The 14,522-nt window shown below is 67.6% G+C and carries 16 protein-coding genes; 3 read left to right on the forward strand and 13 right to left on the reverse strand.

From position 1 onward, the window contains the following. Positions 1–21: 21 nt before the first annotated feature. The 6 genes from ASH02_RS09245 to ASH02_RS09270 all read right to left on the reverse strand — a co-directional run bounded on the left by ASH02_RS09245 (position 22) and on the right by ASH02_RS09270 (position 5,760). Positions 22–1,323 (reverse strand): phytoene desaturase family protein, encoded by a 1,302-nt coding sequence (locus tag ASH02_RS09245; RefSeq protein WP_056676719.1) that lies wholly within the window; start codon positions 1,321–1,323, stop codon positions 22–24. Between the two features lie 201 nt (positions 1,324–1,524). Beyond that, on the reverse strand, positions 1,525–2,055 hold the full coding sequence (locus ASH02_RS09250; protein WP_056676722.1) for a hypothetical protein: 531 nt from the start codon (positions 2,053–2,055) through the stop codon (positions 1,525–1,527). Positions 2,056–2,154: 99 nt separating this feature from the next. Then, positions 2,155–2,745, reverse strand: coding sequence for a DUF4126 domain-containing protein (locus ASH02_RS09255; RefSeq protein ID WP_056676725.1), 591 nt, complete (start codon positions 2,743–2,745; stop codon positions 2,155–2,157). A 102-nt stretch (positions 2,746–2,847) separates the two neighbouring features. Further along, positions 2,848–3,753: a hypothetical protein gene (locus ASH02_RS09260; protein WP_056676727.1), complete on the reverse strand. Its 906-nt coding sequence runs from the start codon at positions 3,751–3,753 to the stop codon at positions 2,848–2,850. Next, entirely contained in the window at positions 3,750–4,244 is a 495-nt protein-coding gene (locus ASH02_RS09265) for a SigE family RNA polymerase sigma factor (protein ID WP_056676731.1), read from the reverse strand. Before ASH02_RS09265 ends, ASH02_RS09260 begins: the two co-directional genes overlap by 4 nt. Positions 4,245–4,329: 85 nt before the next feature. Then, positions 4,330–5,760 carry a short-chain fatty acid transporter gene (locus tag ASH02_RS09270; protein WP_057294623.1) on the reverse strand — a complete coding sequence of 477 codons (1,431 nt, stop codon included), beginning with the start codon at positions 5,758–5,760 and terminating at the stop codon, positions 4,330–4,332. A gap of 241 nt (positions 5,761–6,001) precedes the next feature. Between ASH02_RS09270 and ASH02_RS09275 the strand changes: the two genes are divergently transcribed. Beyond that, the gene (locus ASH02_RS09275) at positions 6,002–7,249 is read left to right on the forward strand and encodes a hypothetical protein (protein WP_056676735.1); all 1,248 of its coding nucleotides are present in this window, start codon (positions 6,002–6,004) and stop codon (positions 7,247–7,249) included. A gap of 59 nt (positions 7,250–7,308) precedes the next feature. On the opposite strand, the gene ASH02_RS09280 is transcribed toward ASH02_RS09275, so the two are convergent. From ASH02_RS09280 to ASH02_RS09290, 3 genes are read right to left on the reverse strand one after another with little or no spacing between them, the layout of a single operon-like run. Beyond that, the gene (locus ASH02_RS09280) at positions 7,309–7,668 is read right to left on the reverse strand and encodes an ArsC/Spx/MgsR family protein (protein WP_056676738.1); all 360 of its coding nucleotides are present in this window, start codon (positions 7,666–7,668) and stop codon (positions 7,309–7,311) included. A gap of 2 nt (positions 7,669–7,670) precedes the next feature. Further along, positions 7,671–8,135 carry a YbaK/EbsC family protein gene (locus tag ASH02_RS09285; RefSeq protein ID WP_056679180.1) on the reverse strand — a complete coding sequence of 155 codons (465 nt, stop codon included), beginning with the start codon at positions 8,133–8,135 and terminating at the stop codon, positions 7,671–7,673. 14 nt (positions 8,136–8,149) lie between these two features. Beyond that, entirely contained in the window at positions 8,150–8,947 is a 798-nt protein-coding gene (locus tag ASH02_RS09290; RefSeq protein ID WP_056676739.1) for a hypothetical protein, read from the reverse strand. 107 nt (positions 8,948–9,054) lie between these two features. Between ASH02_RS09290 and ASH02_RS09295 the strand changes: the two genes are divergently transcribed. Then, complete coding sequence (locus ASH02_RS09295; RefSeq protein ID WP_200951064.1) at positions 9,055–9,384, forward strand: HEAT repeat domain-containing protein; 330 nt, start codon at positions 9,055–9,057, stop codon at positions 9,382–9,384. A gap of 322 nt (positions 9,385–9,706) precedes the next feature. On the opposite strand, the gene ASH02_RS09300 is transcribed toward ASH02_RS09295, so the two are convergent. Together ASH02_RS09300 and ASH02_RS09305 are read right to left on the reverse strand one after the other, a co-directional pair. Further along, the gene (locus tag ASH02_RS09300) at positions 9,707–10,054 is read right to left on the reverse strand and encodes a hypothetical protein (protein ID WP_156393495.1); all 348 of its coding nucleotides are present in this window, start codon (positions 10,052–10,054) and stop codon (positions 9,707–9,709) included. Between the two features lie 210 nt (positions 10,055–10,264). Further along, entirely contained in the window at positions 10,265–10,807 is a 543-nt protein-coding gene (locus tag ASH02_RS09305; RefSeq protein WP_056676747.1) for a TetR/AcrR family transcriptional regulator, read from the reverse strand. Between the two features lie 68 nt (positions 10,808–10,875). On the opposite strand from ASH02_RS09305, the gene ASH02_RS09310 reads away from it, so the two are divergent. Further along, positions 10,876–11,817: an alpha/beta hydrolase gene (locus tag ASH02_RS09310; protein ID WP_056676751.1), complete on the forward strand. Its 942-nt coding sequence runs from the start codon at positions 10,876–10,878 to the stop codon at positions 11,815–11,817. Positions 11,818–11,899: 82 nt separating this feature from the next. Here the strand turns inward: ASH02_RS09310 and ASH02_RS09315 are convergent, their stop codons facing one another. Together ASH02_RS09315 and ASH02_RS09320 are read right to left on the reverse strand one after the other, a co-directional pair. Further along, on the reverse strand, positions 11,900–12,175 hold the full coding sequence (locus ASH02_RS09315) for a hypothetical protein (RefSeq protein ID WP_200951065.1): 276 nt from the start codon (positions 12,173–12,175) through the stop codon (positions 11,900–11,902). 714 nt (positions 12,176–12,889) lie between these two features. Beyond that, positions 12,890–14,347: an AAA family ATPase gene (locus ASH02_RS09320; protein ID WP_162262581.1), complete on the reverse strand. Its 1,458-nt coding sequence runs from the start codon at positions 14,345–14,347 to the stop codon at positions 12,890–12,892. Positions 14,348–14,522: the final 175 nt, after the last annotated feature.

Raw genomic sequence — 14,522 nt, forward strand, 5'->3', positions numbered from 1 at the left:
CGCAGGACGTCCCGCACGAGGTCAGGCCGGTCCGACCTCCTGGGCGACCAGGGCGGCGGAGAGCCCGACGAACGGTATGCCCGCACCAGGGTTGGCGTGCGCGCCCGCGGCGTACACCCCGGGCACCGGCGTGGTGGTGGAGAGACGTTCCTTCAAGGTGCCGCGGCCCTGCCAGAGCACGCCCATCGGCGACCCGCCCCACTGTTCCACCTGGGTGCGCGGTGAGCGGTCGACCCGCACCTCGACGTACGGCCGCAGGTTGATGCCCTTGCGCACCAGCCCGAGCACGATGTCCTCGGCGAGGAGTCCGCGTCCGAAGAGCGTCACCGCCTTGCCGCCGTCGGGGGCGGTGCCGCCGGTGCGCACGACGATCATCGGGTCGCCGTGGAAGACGGACTCGGGCGGCAGGTCCGGCACGTCGCCGGTGAGCCCGAGGTGGCACACGACCGGCGGGATGGCCGGCATGGTGCGGCGTACCCGCTCGGCCATTGTGGGCAGGCGACGCGGGTCGGAGGCGCAGACCACCACGTCGGCGTCGATCTCGCCGGCGCTCGTGGACACCGCGACCGCGCGTCCCTCGCGCACGACGATGTCGGTGACCGCGGTGTCGAGCAGCACGGTCACCTTGCGGGTGGCGAGGCGTTGGGCGAGTACGCCGGACAGGCGGCCGAGTCCGCCGTCGATCGTCCAGGCGCCGAACCGCTGCTCGACGTACGACACCATGCCCATCCAGGCCGGCACGTCGCGGGCGTCGTGGCCCTCGAAGACGAAGGGGTGCGCGGCGAGCAGACGGAGCCGGTCGTCCTTGAACGACTTCTTCAACCGCTTGGCCAGCATGTCGCGGGTGAAGATGCGCGACGTGGTCTCCTTGGCGGCGATCTCGGGGATCCACGGCCGCTCGAGGAAGTCGCGGCGGATCATCTCCCAGTCGTCGGCGAACCCCTCGACGTACGCAGCCCACTGGTCGCCGAGGCCGGCCCCGAGACCATCGAGGGCCTCGATCTGCGCGGCCCGCGAACTGCCGGGGAGTGCGACGGTGGTGTCGTCCTCGAAGTGGTGGGTCCGGATGATCGGCTGCTGCACGAGGTCGACCTCGCGCTCGAGCGGGCGGCCGGTCTTGCGGAACAGGTCGCGTACGACGGCCGGCAGCAAGGTTGCCGACGGGCCTGCGTCCCAGGTGAAGCCGTCCTTCTCGACGACGCCCATCGCGCCCCCGAGCTGCGACATCTGCTCCACGAGGGTCACCTCGTGACCGAGCTTGGCCAGCCGAGCGGCCGAGGCCATGCCTGCGAAGCCTCCACCGATCACCACGACGCGCGCCATGTGCCGACCCTAGACGAGACATTCCAAGGGGACGTGCCGGGCTCACGGTGCCCCGCATCCCGACCGGCGGCGTTGTCCTCGACTCGACAGGACTCCGTCCCGCCTTCGCTCATCCGCCTTGCCGGATCGGGCGCGGATGCCCCGCGAGCTGATCCGGCACCCCTTGGAACATCTCGTCCAGTGGTGGAGGCGTCGCGACCCTCAGGCAGTCGGTCCCTGGGTGCGCACGTCGGCGACCTTCGCCATGGCGCCGCGCAGCTCCTCGAGCCAGTCCTGCTCGTGCTGCCCGACCAGGCGGACGCACCAGGCCAGGGCGTCGGCGCGTGAGCGGGCCACGCCGGAGTCGACGAGGGTGTCGAGGACCAGGCGCTGGGGCTGCCGCAACCGGGTCATCACCGGGACCGCGACGTGGGTCCACAGCTCCTCGTGCTCGCCGACGCGGACGCCCCACGCGACCTTGCGCTCGAAGCGGTGCTCGGCCTCGCGGGCAATCTTCATCCGTGCCTTGCGGGTGTCCTCGCGGAACCCGGCGGCTCGGCCGGCGCGCGCCTCGGCGGCCTCGGCCTCCGAAGGTGCGTCGTCGCCGGACGTGGTCTCGATGTCGGGGATCGTGAGAACGACCGTGATCTCCTCGCGGTCGATCGTGGTGCGGGCAGGCTCGGCCTGCCACTCGTCGGGGAGGCGGCCGGCGAACCAGCCGCGGACCCGCTCCCTGTTCTCGTCTGTAATCATGTAATCAAGATTACAACCGTGCGCCAAGGGCGTGGCCGATCGGTTTCGCGGCGGAGTGCGGTCGTGCTGGCGCGCAATGAGGATGTCGAGCAGAACCGGTCAGGCGTACGCCGGCGGCCGGGGCTCCCGACCCTTCCAGCGTCGCCAGAACTTCCGGATCAGCCTGGCCACGAAGTAGAGCATCACCAGTCCCAGCACGAGGAACACTGCGGCGATGATCGCGGCGGCTTCGGGGTTCTCGATCGCGAACCACACCACGCCCAGCACCGCGAAGTCCTCTCCGACGCTGGCGGCGATGTTGGTGACCGGCTCGGGGGAGGAGTTGATCGCCATCCGGCCGCCCATCTTCACCAGGTGCGAGGCCAGGGCGCTGCCGCCACCGACGACGGCCGCGACCGCACCGTTGAGGGAGTCGGCCTCGCCGGCGACCAGGACGCCGAGCACGGCGCCGACGGTCGGCCGGATGCCGGTCGAGATGGTGTCCCAGGTGGAGTCGATGAGCGGGATCTTGTCGGCCACGAACTCCATCGCATACATGAATCCGGCGATGCCGAGCACTTCCCAGCGACCCAGCACATGGGGGATCCCGTCGGCCCCGAGTCGCTCCGAGATGCCGAGCACCAGCACCACCAGGTAGCTGTTGATGCCACTGGCCCAGCCATTCGAGAACACCAGCGCGAGTGATTCCACGAGACGGACTCTAGTGGCCCCGGAGCCTGACGCCGGGTATTCGCGCCCGTACTCCGGGGTGGCACGCGCGGCCACTCGGACGTACGGGCGTCGAGTCGGGAACTACGGCCCCTCGACTGCGTCGGCCTGCGCCATGCACCCGGCCTGGTCCACGCCGTTCGACGTGCCGGTGATCGGGAGGGACCACACGCAGCCGTCCTTGTCGGTGGGCGGCGCGGGGATGTCGAGCTCCGGGTCAGTGACCAGCGAGGTGAGGTCGTCGATCGGCGCGTTCCAGTCGGCCGCCTCGACGGAGGATGCCTTGACGACCTCGGTGGCCGTCACCACCAGCGTCTCGGAGCGGACGTCCTCGACCATGTGCGAGAACCACAGCTTGTCGGGGTCGAAGGTCGCGAGCTTCTTGTTCGGCACGACCGCCCACCCGTCGCCGATCCGTCGCAGGGCCATCGTCTGGCTGATCACCGTGCGCCCGTCGACGTCGAACGTCTCGCAGGCGACGGAGTAGTCACTGGCGAGCTCGGCCTGGCAGTAGGTGTCGCGGTCGCCCTCGGCCTCACTGCGCGCGTGCAGCAGGCTGATCCGGAACTCGCGGCCGGCCATGGTGTAGTCGACGGTCATCTGGGAGGCCTTGTCCCAGAACTTCTCCGGCAGCGCGGTGCCCTGGCTGTCGGTGACGCTGCGCACGCCGTCCGGCAGGCCGGGCGTCGTCTTCGCGAACACGACCCGGGCGTGCTCGTCGATGATGCGCGGCATCTGGCTCGCGTCGTAGTCCGGGCTGCCGGCGACCACCTTGTTGCCGGAGGACCCGTTGCCCGAGTCGATCAGCTGCGGCACGGTCACCGCGCCGATCGTGGCCAGGGCAGCGGCACAGACGCCGCCGGTGATCGCCCGGCGGCGACGGAGAGTACGGCGACCGCGGGTGATCGTGTCGTCGGGAGTGAGCTGGAACGGCGGCTCGTCGCTGTTGACATGGTCGCGGACGAGGGTGTGGAGGTCGTGCTCGGTCATCGGAGCTCCTCGGTCAGGGCGAGTTCGGGAAGGTGGGCGCGCAACGTCTCCAGTGCCCGGGAGGTCTGTGACTTCACGGTTCCCTCGGCAACGCCGAGGGCCTGCGCCACATCGGCGACCGACAGGTCGTCGAGGAAGCGCAGCGCGATGATCGCCCGCTGGCGGTCGGGCAGCAGCCCGAGCGCGTGGCCCACGTCGAGCGGCGTCGAGTGGTCGTCCGAAGCCTTCTCGGGCAACTGGTCGACGACCGACTCGGGCTTGCGCCGCCGCAGGTGCGACAGGCACTCGTTGACGACAGCCTTGCGGGCATAGGCGTCGCGGGTCTCGGGGCGGATCCGCGACCATGCGGCGTACACGTTGACCAGCGCGAGCTGGGTGACGTCCTCGGCGGTGTGCCAGTCGCGCACGACGAGGTACGCCGTACGACGCAACGCGGGACCGCGCGCGATGAAGTAGTCGGTGAACTCGCGTTCCCGGCGGTCACGACGCATGGGGTGCCTTCCGGTGTGGAGAGGTTGACACCCTGACTACGTCACGAGCGGCCGACGAGGTTCGCATGAGGGGCCGAGAATATTCCTAGGGGGCCACCGGTGGCACGAACTCGAACGTCATGCCGAGGAGCCAGAGCAGCAACAGCACCACGGGCAGGTGGAAGAGGAACTGGAGGAACGTGAACCCCACCAGGTCCCGAGCACGCAGGCCGAGCACCGCGAGCAGTGGGAGCATGAAGAACGGGTTGACCAGGTTGGGGAGTGCCTCGGCGGCGTTGTAGATCTGCACCGTCCAGCCGAGGTTCATGTGCACGTCGGTCGCCGACTGCATGACGTACGGCGCCTCCACGAGCCACTTGCCGCCGCCCGACGGGACCAGGAGTCCTAGCAGCGCGGTGTAGAGCGCGATCACCACGGCGAACGCCCCGCCACCGCCGATGTCGGTGAAGAGCTCGGCGAGGTGGCCCGAGACCGAGACGCCGCCGAACCCCTCGGCACGGGTGAGCACGGCAGCCATCGCGGCGTACAACGGGAACTGCACGAGCACGCCGGCCGTGGAGGGGACGGCCTTCATGGTCGCGTCGAGGAACTTGCGTGGCGTGCCCTGGAGGACGAGGCCGAGCACCAGGAAGACCATGAGGTAGCCGTTGAGGCTGCTGACCACCGTGAGCACGGGCAGGTCGACGAACTGGAGCACCAGCCAGCCCAGCGTCAGCAGGCCGATCAGGATCGGCAGGATGCGGGAGTGCTCGAGCCACTCGCCGGGGCGGGTGCGGGCCTCGGTCTCGGCCACCGTGTCGTCGAGGTCGACGCCCATCTCCTCGGCGGTCCTGATGGCCTGGCCCTGGGGCGCGGAGAACCACGAGACGGCGACCGTGAGTGCGATGAGGACGGCGGCCAGGGTGAGCGACTGCCAGGTGAGGATGGTCGCGCCGAAGTCGAGCACGCCGGTGATCTCCAGCAGCTCGGGCGGCAGGGACTCGGGCGTTGCCTGCAGCTGCGCCGCCGAGGACGAGAGGCCCAGGGCCCAGACCGCGCCCAGTCCCATGTACGCGGCGGCGCCGAGTGCGCGGTAGTCGACGCGCAGGTCGGTACGCCGTGCGATGGCGCGGGCGAGCAGTCCGCCGAAGACCATGCTCAGTCCCCAGTTCAGCATCGAGACCAGGCAGGCGAGCAGCGCCACGAAGGCGACCGCCCCGCGTGCCGTCCTGGGCACGGTGGCGATTCGTTCGATCAGCCGGGCGACGGGCGGCGAGGACGCCACGATGTAGCCGGTGAGCACGACCATCGCCATCTGGAGTGTGAACGCGGTCAGGTCCCAGAATCCGTCACCGAACGTGCGGGCCACGTTTGCGGGGCTGGCACCGTTGATCATCGCAGCGGCGCAGATGATCACGACCCCGGCGAGGGCGAAGACGTAGGCGTCGGGGAACCACTTCTCCGTCCACGCGGCGCTTCTCTGGGCGAACCGGGCCAGGCCCTTTTCCTGGGCGGGTGCAGCGGGTGACGTGCTCATGAGGGGAGCCTCCTGGGTCGGGGACGACCCTGAGGCTAGTGGAGCCTGTCCCTGCCGCGGCCGGCAGGCAAGGGCCTGGTTCGAGACGGTGGCCGACACCTGCCAGTGCCGAACCACGCCAGCGGGAACTCCTTCCGGAGCGGGTGCGCTGGCACCCAAACTCCTCGGCAGTACGACGGTTCGATCCGGATCACCTCCGACTCCCGGGCATGCGGCCGTCTCGACACACATGGGGAGAAGCATGAAGAAGCGCCTTGCGGTCACCGCCTCGTTGGCGGCGTCGCTCTGCCTGGTCCTGACGGCCAGCCCGCAGGCCGTCGCCGACGACAAGGACGAGATTCCGCAGTCCACGTTGGTCTCCGCGCCGGACTCGATCGCAGAAGGCGTCACCCTCGGCGAGGCCAGGGCCGCCGTCAAGGGTGACGCGGTGAGGGAGGCGCGGCTCGAGAAGCTGATCGCCACGCTGCCGGCCGACTGGCAGAAGCACCGCAGCAGCGCCCTGCGCCACCTGGGCCTCGACGCCACGCAGTGGACCGACGCGATCTCCGGGGTGATCAACCCCGACGACTACGAGTGCACCGAGAGCCCGTTCAACCAGTGGGTGTCGGCCGAGGTCGGGAAGATCGGCCAGGGCGACCTGATGGTGCTCAGCCTGTTCGGCGTGCTCGACTTCCCGACGTACGACGCGCTGATCTACGAGACCGACGCGACCAAGCAGTACTTCGGCACCCACGGTGAGTACAACAAGGTGCTGCCGCGCGACTTCGGCACGCTGCAGGACTTCTGGGACATCAAGTCGTTCGACATCCAGCTGCTGGCGATGCACGGCGAGATGTTGAAGGACCGTGCCCGCGTGGCCCGCGCGGCCACCCTGCTGCTCGGCGTAGAGGGCGACGAGGCCCTGGAGTTCGCCGACCTGGTCATGGAGATCCTCAGTGCCAATCCCGTCCTCGACAGCGGCGAGCACCCGATCTTCACCCTCAACGCGTTCGCCTTCACCGCCGAGGGCGACCCCGACCCGGTGGTCGACGGCGTGCCCGACAAGATCGTGATGGGCGACGGCGTGCTCACCGCGCTGCACGAGATCGGGATGTCGCAGGTCAGTGGCCGCTCGGTGCTGTCGCACGAGTTCGGCCACCATGTGCAGTACGAGAAGGGCCTCTTCGAGTCCGACCTCACCGGCCCGGAGGCCACCCGGCGTACCGAGCTGATGGCCGACTCGTTCGGCAGCTTCTCGACCTCGCACGAGCGCGGCCTCGCGTTCAGCCACAAGAAGTACCTGGAGGCGCAGCGCGCGTCGTACGAAGTGGGCGACTGCAGCTTCGACTCCGACGGTCACCACGGGACGCCGAACCAGCGCATGCGTGCGGCGAAGTGGGGCTACGAGAAGGTGCAGGCCCTGACCAACCCGATCCGCATCACGCCTTCGGCGAAGCTGGCCAAGCAGTTCGACCGCTTCCTGCCCACCCTGGTCTCACCGGACGCCTGACCCCCGTCGTCCGGTGACGGGTGTGGGTTCGGCCTGCAGGCCGGACCCACACCCCTTCTCTAGTTCTTCAGCACCCGGGCAAGCGTCTCGTCGTCGCGCGCGACCACGGCGGTGCCGTCGTCCAGCGTGATGATCGGGCGCTGGATCAGCTTGGGGTGCGCGGCCAGCGCGGCCACCCAGTCGCCGCGGTGTGCGTCGTCCTTCGGCACGTTCTTGAGCTCGAGCTCCTTGGCGATCGGCTCGTTCATGCGGGCGATGTGCCACGGCTCGAGGCCCAGCTTGGTCAGCACGTCCTCGATCTCGGCGACGGTCGGCGGGTCGTCGAGGTAGCGACGCTGGGTGTATTCACTGCCGGCCTCGTCGAGCGCGCCCACCGCCGTACGGCACTTCGAGCAGGCCGGGTTGATCCAGATCTCCACTGTCACTCCACCTCGATCTCGGTTGCGCCGGTCATCGTGACCAGCTCGTCGTACGTCGTGCTGAACACCGCCGCCGGGTGGCCCGCGGCGGCCCACACCACGTCGTACTTGCGAAGCCAGGGGTCGATGTACGTCGGCACCGGCGCGGGGTGGGCGATGGGGGAGACCCCGCCGATCACCTGCCCCGTGTGGTGCCTGACGAAGTCGGGCTTGGCGCGCTTGAGTGGACCGGTGGTCGCCTCGACCTTGGTCGTGTCGACCCGGTGGGCGCCGCTGGTCAGGATCAGCACCGGGCTGCCCTCGGAGTTGAACAGCAGGCTGTTCGCGATCGCGCCGACCTCGCAGCCGAGCGCCTCGGCGGCCAGAGCCGCGGTGTGCACCGAGTCGGGGAGTACGACGATCTCGCCGGTGCCGCCCTTCTCGGCCAGGACCGCGCGGAACTTCTCGATGGAGGGGTGTTCTGCCATGTCGGAGACCCTACTCAGCGGGCGGGCAGCGCCCGGCACAGTGTCCGGGGGAACGACGGCACGGAGGCGACGTCGGCGCAGCCAGCTGCGGTGCCCGTCGCGACGGCGTTCCAGCGTTCCCCGGTGAAGTGGGCGAAGAACCGGGTGTGCGTGCCCTTCCCGACGCAGCCCGCGGGAGGAGTGGAGCCGTCGACGGACTGGCATCCCGTCATGACGGCGTCGACCTCGGCCACCATCCAGCTGCCCTCGCACGCGAGTACGTCGACCTGCTGTTCGGGCGGGATCTCGACTCCCTGCAGCAGGGTGCCTGTCCACGCGGGGTCGCAACGGTCGTTCGGTGGGTAGCAGCCGACCTGGTCGTCGCAACGCACGTACGACGGCCCGTTGCCCGGTTTCCATTCGACGGAGTTGTCGGTGACCAGCGTGCGGCCGTCCAGCTCCGGGATGTCGACCGACAGCTCATGGGGCTGCATCTTCGGGCAGGCATGGGCGTCGTAGTCGAGTGTCGCGGCGAGCGACTGGAACGTCGCGGTCAGGAAGACCGCGTGCTTCTCGGCCTCGACGGTCGCCTTCGGGTGCCGGGCACATCCCGGTGCCCCGGCAGGCAGGTCGAGGGTGACCGTGACCCTTCCGGGCCCGCTCTGCGTGAGGGCTGTGATGTCGGCTGCGTAGGTCACCGGACCGGAGGGTCGGTCGGTCATCCCCGTAGGGCCACCGGTCGCCGGGTCATCGGCATCGGTCGCGGTGCCACAGGCGACGAGGACGGGAACCAACAGGGCCGAGGCGAGCAGCCCGAGGCGGGACAGGGTCATGGTCGAAGAGCCTAGGTAGTCCCGAGGGTCGGGCGCATGAGTCGACGTACTCACCTGTTGCGCGACTGTCGGTGTCAGCCGTCGGCATCGCACTTAGACTCCGCTTCGTGGTCAACGACTTCACACGTGGCTTGGCGATGATGCGCAAGCGTCCCGCACAAGTGCGGGAGGACGGATTCGGGTTGGTCAGGCGCGTCGCCGCCGATCACGTGGCGGAACTCAGCGGCGCCTACGCCGCCGAGAGCGACCACGGCTTGCGCTGCTGGCTCCTGGAGTTGCTCGGTGACGCCCGCTCACCCGAGGCGCTCTCCGTGTTCGCGGGCGCGCTGACCAGCCCAGACGAGTCCATCCGGTACTGGAGCGAGAAGGGCCTGGAGAAGTTGGATACCAAGGAGGCTCGGCGGTTGCTCTGGGAGCACCGGCATCGCCACGCGTAGTACACGGCTACAGCCGCGATCCGTGGGCAAGTGCCTCGACAGAAGTGAAACGACGGCTCTGTGGACGAGGCCAAGGACACTGCCAAGAGTCGAGAGCATCAGATCGAGATTGTTCAGGGCAGCAGACGACCAAGGATCTCCGCTCGCAGGCGTCCGCTCATGCCGATGAGAGAGCGCCAGCGTCTTACCGCAGAGGGTCACCGAGCCGCCGCCGCGGAGCCGTGACTCAGCTCCCGGGAGCACTCGATCGCCGCCATTGAGTCATCGCTGGCGGTCAGAGGCACACCGCGACGCCGGCGAGGTGGCTGGTGGAAGCTAGCCCTCAACTAATCAGCGGGAGAATGTGGTCCCTGATGAGCGTCCTCGACGCAGGTGTGTCGGACACCCTGGTCAAGGTCTGGCGGTACGACGACGGAAGCGTGACGGGCGCTGATCGAAGGTCACGCACCCAATCCACACCGACCCGGTGGCCGTCAGTTGAAGGCTCGGTCACGACACCGATGGCTTTGACGAGCATGGTGCGGAAGTCGTTGTTCATCTGCTTCGCGACGAGCACGTCGCCGTGCTCCATGAGGTCGAGGTTCGGGGCCTGCTTCTGGTAGCTCGGGTCCGACTCCATGTTGTGCCAGCCCAAGACCCACTCGCCCGCTTCGATCCAGTCGGCGAGCATCTCCCGTGCTCCGTCGCCGTGCCAACCACCGTGAATCGTCCCCACCATGAAGTAGTTGGTCATGCGGGCATCACCTCGACAGTCTCACCGGTCTCTGTGCGGAGTCGATGCTACCGGCCGGAATCGGGCGTACGCGTAGCCTCGCGAACGTCCGCAACTGCCGCATTTCGCGCTGTCTTGCCGATGAGCGAGCGGCGGACTAGAGGCCAGCTAAAGCGCCGCGAGTCGCTGGGTGAGGGAGTGGCACAGGTCCGCGGTCGCGCTGGCGTCGAGGTCGTGGGTGACGGCTCCTTCGATGGCGAAGGTGACGACCGCTACCTCGGCAAGGCGTCGAGTTTCCGAGAGCTCGATGGTCAGCTGGTCCTCGAAGAGGGCTTCCATCTTCCTATGGAACCTGGAGTGCCACTCCGCGATCCGCGGCGACCGTGCCACGCGGGCGTGCACGGTGGCAACCAGGTGACGCACTGGCCGCAGGTTGTCGACGAGCCACGCGAACTGTTCCGCCAGGGGTTGCTCGGCCACGGTTGTGTGCTGCTCGAGGAGCAGGTCCAGGTACAGGTCGGCGACAGCAACGAACAGCTCATCCTTCTCGCCGAAGTACCAATAGAGGGTGTTCGGCGTGAGTCCGGCCGCGGCGGCGATCTTGCCCATCGACGCGCCGTCATAGCCCTCGGAGACGAACAACGAACTCGCCGCGGCGACGATCTCGTCGCGCTTGGCTTCTTTGGTCTGGTCGTGGCGGATACGTGGCACACCTCATCTTGACAGCCATTCAAGAGCGCCGGCAATATCTCTTGTATGCCAATCAAGAGGAGGCTGTCATGAGTGACCGTCGAGAGCTGTTCTTCCCGTCCGGCGAAGATCGGTGCCACGCATGGCTGTACGTACCCGAGGGTGCGACTGAGGCGACCCCAGCACCCGTCCTGGTGATGGGACACGGTCTGGGAGCCATCAAGGAGATGCGCCTGGCCGCGTTCGCCGAGCGCTTCCAGGCCGAGGGGTACGCGTGCCTGGTGTTCGACTACCGCCACTTCGGGCAGAGCGGTGGCGAACCACGGGAACTGCTGAGCATCCCCCGGCAGCGGGAGGACTGGCGGTCTGCGGTGGCGTTCGCGCGCACCCTGCCCGAGGTCGACCCCGACTCCGTGGTGGCCTGGGGAACCTCGTTCGGTGGCGGACACGCCATCGTCACCGCCGCCGCCGACCCCTCCATCGCGGCGTCGATCTCCCAATGCCCCTTCACCGACGGGTTCGCGGCATTGATGAAGATCCCGCCGAAAGTGGCTGCTCGTCTGACCGGCGCAGCGGTCCGCGACCTGTTCGCAACGGCGATCGGACGCGAACCCGTGCGGGTGCCGGTCGCCGCCCGCGCCGGCGAAGTCGGCCTGATGAGCGCAAACGACGTCTCCGAAGGAGTGTTGGAACTGCTCGAAGCCTCCGGCCTCACCGAAGCCGAGTACAGGTCCCAGGTCCCGGCCCGCATCGGGCTCGCCGTGCCACTCGACAGACCCGGACGGCGAGCCAAGGACCTCACCAAGCCAGCACTCTTCTGCGTCTGCGACGGCGACACCGTCGCCCCGGCACCGGCCACACTGCGGCACGCCGCCAACGCACCCAGGGGAGAGGTCCGCCGCTACGACGCCGGACACTTCGACATCTACATCGGCGACGACTTTGACCGCGTCATTGCAGACCAGATCGCGTTCCTGCGGCAGCACGTGCCGTCGCGTCTCAACACGTCAACCCCCGGTAACGACGCCTAGGAGCGCGGGCCGGCTAGCTCCTCCAAAAGAAGCGACCGCACATGCCGCTGATGGTGCACGGGCCTTCCGATCAGCGGGCGGCTTAGCCGCTGCGCAGAACCTGGTAGATCGACTCGGATGACGGGCCAGGGCGAGGAACGTCGTTCCACCGAATTTCAAGCGCCTTCATGGCAATTGCAGCCTTGACCTCGGCAACGTCCACGTCGTCCTGGAAGAACGCGATCGACAGGCCGTTTCCAGTCGCCTCGTCGACCAAGTGGTAGGCGTTCAGTACTCCTGGGACGGTCTTGGCCGCGTCGATCACCCACTGGCGATCATCGTCTGGCATGGGCTCCCAGACTGCGATTCGTGCGAACACGGGTTTCACCTCCGTTGATCTCTGGGACATCAGCATGCCGCGATCACCAAGGCGAGGTCTTGCGTTCTGCCAGATGCGCCCGAGTCTGCCGCGGACAGGGCGCACCCTGTCGATGTGCGGTCGCCTGCTCACCCCTGCGGCTGCCGAAGGCAATCAGCTTCTCCGGCACCTCGGCGCCGAAGCACTGGGTGGATTCCACAACGTCGTGTAGGAACTGCAACCGCTGCTCGTGTTTACCGCAGGTCAGTTGCCTCCAATAGGGACAGAGACCCATAGCGAGTAGAAGACGACAGTTGTGGTCGCTACTCCGAAGGCTCCCGCGATCAAACTCGAACCCAGGAGGCTGTTGTGTTGATGGGTTCTCCAACCTAGGAATGCCATTGCCAGCGCGATACCGAGTTCCAGCAATGTGAGACCGCCGGGTCCGGCGACACCAAAAAAAGGAGTTCGCCAAGGGAGGGCAGTAGCAATCAGGCAGATGCCAAACGCCAGCCCATTGGCAGCGAAGCCTGCGGCTCTCTTCACAGTGCACTTAGTAGGCGACGTGAAGCCAAGACATGTCCCCGGATCCTTCAGATGAGTATCCCGAGTGTGAGGCTTCGATCGAGCGGTTGTCTGGCGAACGGCAAATTGTCATCCGGTGGAGGCCAAGGTCCCGTGTCGCGCCCAACGGTGCTCATCATTCTTGAGGGCAGGATCGGTGACAACGCACTGTTACGTCTCCTCGTTCCGGTACCCCAGCACAGCGCGTGTCATCTGGTTACGGGTGTCCAGGAGTTCGTCCAGCGCAGTATCGAGGTCGTCGGCGGTCACCTTGAGAGCATTCTCGATCGACTCGTCACGGTCGGCCGCCACGACCGCCGAGCGTCGGAGGAGTTCCTTCAGGAAGGATGCGGTCACGCCATCGGTCCGATCAAGGACGGCGTCGACGCGACTCAGATCCACGTCAAGGGTGCTGCGGTACAACTCAACGAGTCGGCGACGCGACTCGCGGTCGGGCACCTCGATGTGAACCGCCTGATCGACACGACCGGGCCGGGATGCCAGAGCGGGCTCAAGGAGGTCGGCGCGATTGGTGGTGAGCAGGAAGACGACGTCGGCGTCTTCGTCGAGGCCGTCCATCTCGTTGAGCAAGGTGAAGAGCAGCGGGGTCTCCCCGCCGTAGCGGCTGCGCTCTTCAGCGATGAGGTCGACGTCCTCGATCACGATCATCGACGGTTGCAAGGCTCGCGCCACCGAGCATGCCTCGCGGATTCCGTGGAGGGACTCGCCGGTGAGCTCAACCACGGTGGTGTCGACCAGTTCGCTGACCAGGTAGCGGACCGAGTGTGTCTTGCCGACCCCCGGAGGTCCATAGAGCAGCAATCCGCGCTTGAGGTGTTGCCCGGCCGCGCGTAACCGTGCGCTGTTGCGTGCGACTCCTACGACTTGACGTCGCAAGTCCTCGAAGGTCTCCGCAGGCAGGATGAGTTCGTCGGACGACATCGTGGGTCGTTCCTGGAACCGCAAGAGTGAGTCGCGCTCCCCGAACATGCTGTGACCGAAGGAGACCACGTGGCCGCGGTACACGTTGTGCTTCAGTGCCAGGTCACGCAAGCGGTGTCCTAGCTGCTCACCGAGGGTTGGGGCAGTCGAGATGATCTCGACGGTCACCTCCATCGAACCGTCCTCAGGGTCCGGGCCCCGGAGAAGCAGTGCGGTCCGTTCCCCGCCGTCCTCGAACAGCACCACAGCGATGCTCAGGCACTCGCGTGTCTGCCCGGCGGGTCCACTGGGGAGGCTCATGCGTGTGACGTTTCCCGGGCGTGGACCGTGTCGTCCGAAGCCGTCGCTGTCACTCAGCAGATCCGCGAGGCCAAACGGTCCGCGGTGCCGATGATCGGCGACTCCGACGACGGTGGCGGCGTCTCCGTGCTCTTCCAGGACTACGTCCAGGGCGCCCTGCACATTGACATGCTCATACGCAGGCCATCTCTCGCGGGTGATGGGCAGGTTCTCGGTGGGGACCTCGAGATGGTCAGCGATCACAGACCGGAAGGTGGGCTGGTCGAAAGCGCGGGCCTGTGCCACGAAGCGGCGTACGAAGTAACGCCCAACGCGAGCGACGTCGGAGAACTGAGGTCCTTGACCGTCACCACCTGGCGCGACGTCGGACATCACGGAGACATGCATCACCGGAGCGTAGACCGAGGTCGAGGGCATTGACCTTCGAATGCAGGAAGAGCGTCACCACAAACTGCGCACATCATGCCGTGATCCGCGCGCGGCGGCGGGCAGCATGCCGACCCACCCGCAGGGTCCGACTCGTCGCGCTTCCACATGTCGCCTCGTGAGTAGCAGCAAGTTG

This window comes from Nocardioides sp. Soil796 (genome assembly GCF_001429525.1).
In the GTDB taxonomy this organism is placed as follows: Bacteria; Actinomycetota; Actinomycetes; order Propionibacteriales; family Nocardioidaceae; genus Nocardioides.

Coding starts and splice junctions, on each gene's coding strand:
- ASH02_RS09245 (WP_056676719.1), bottom strand. CDS start 1,323: ATGGCGCGCGTCGTGGTGATCGGTGGAGGCTTCGCAGGCATGGCCTCG.
- ASH02_RS09250 (WP_056676722.1), bottom strand. CDS start 2,055: ATGATTACAGACGAGAACAGGGAGCGGGTCCGCGGCTGGTTCGCCGGC.
- ASH02_RS09260 (WP_056676727.1), bottom strand. CDS start 3,753: ATGACCGAGCACGACCTCCACACCCTCGTCCGCGACCATGTCAACAGC.
- ASH02_RS09265 (WP_056676731.1), bottom strand. CDS start 4,244: ATGCGTCGTGACCGCCGGGAACGCGAGTTCACCGACTACTTCATCGCG.
- ASH02_RS09270 (WP_057294623.1), bottom strand. CDS start 5,760: ATGAGCACGTCACCCGCTGCACCCGCCCAGGAAAAGGGCCTGGCCCGG.
- ASH02_RS09275 (WP_056676735.1), top strand. CDS start 6,002: ATGAAGAAGCGCCTTGCGGTCACCGCCTCGTTGGCGGCGTCGCTCTGC.
- ASH02_RS09285 (WP_056679180.1), bottom strand. CDS start 8,135: ATGGCAGAACACCCCTCCATCGAGAAGTTCCGCGCGGTCCTGGCCGAG.
- ASH02_RS09290 (WP_056676739.1), bottom strand. CDS start 8,947: ATGACCCTGTCCCGCCTCGGGCTGCTCGCCTCGGCCCTGTTGGTTCCC.
- ASH02_RS09300 (WP_156393495.1), bottom strand. CDS start 10,054: ATGCTCGCCGACTGGATCGAAGCGGGCGAGTGGGTCTTGGGCTGGCAC.
- ASH02_RS09310 (WP_056676751.1), top strand. CDS start 10,876: ATGAGTGACCGTCGAGAGCTGTTCTTCCCGTCCGGCGAAGATCGGTGC.
- ASH02_RS09320 (WP_162262581.1), bottom strand. CDS start 14,347: ATGCATGTCTCCGTGATGTCCGACGTCGCGCCAGGTGGTGACGGTCAA.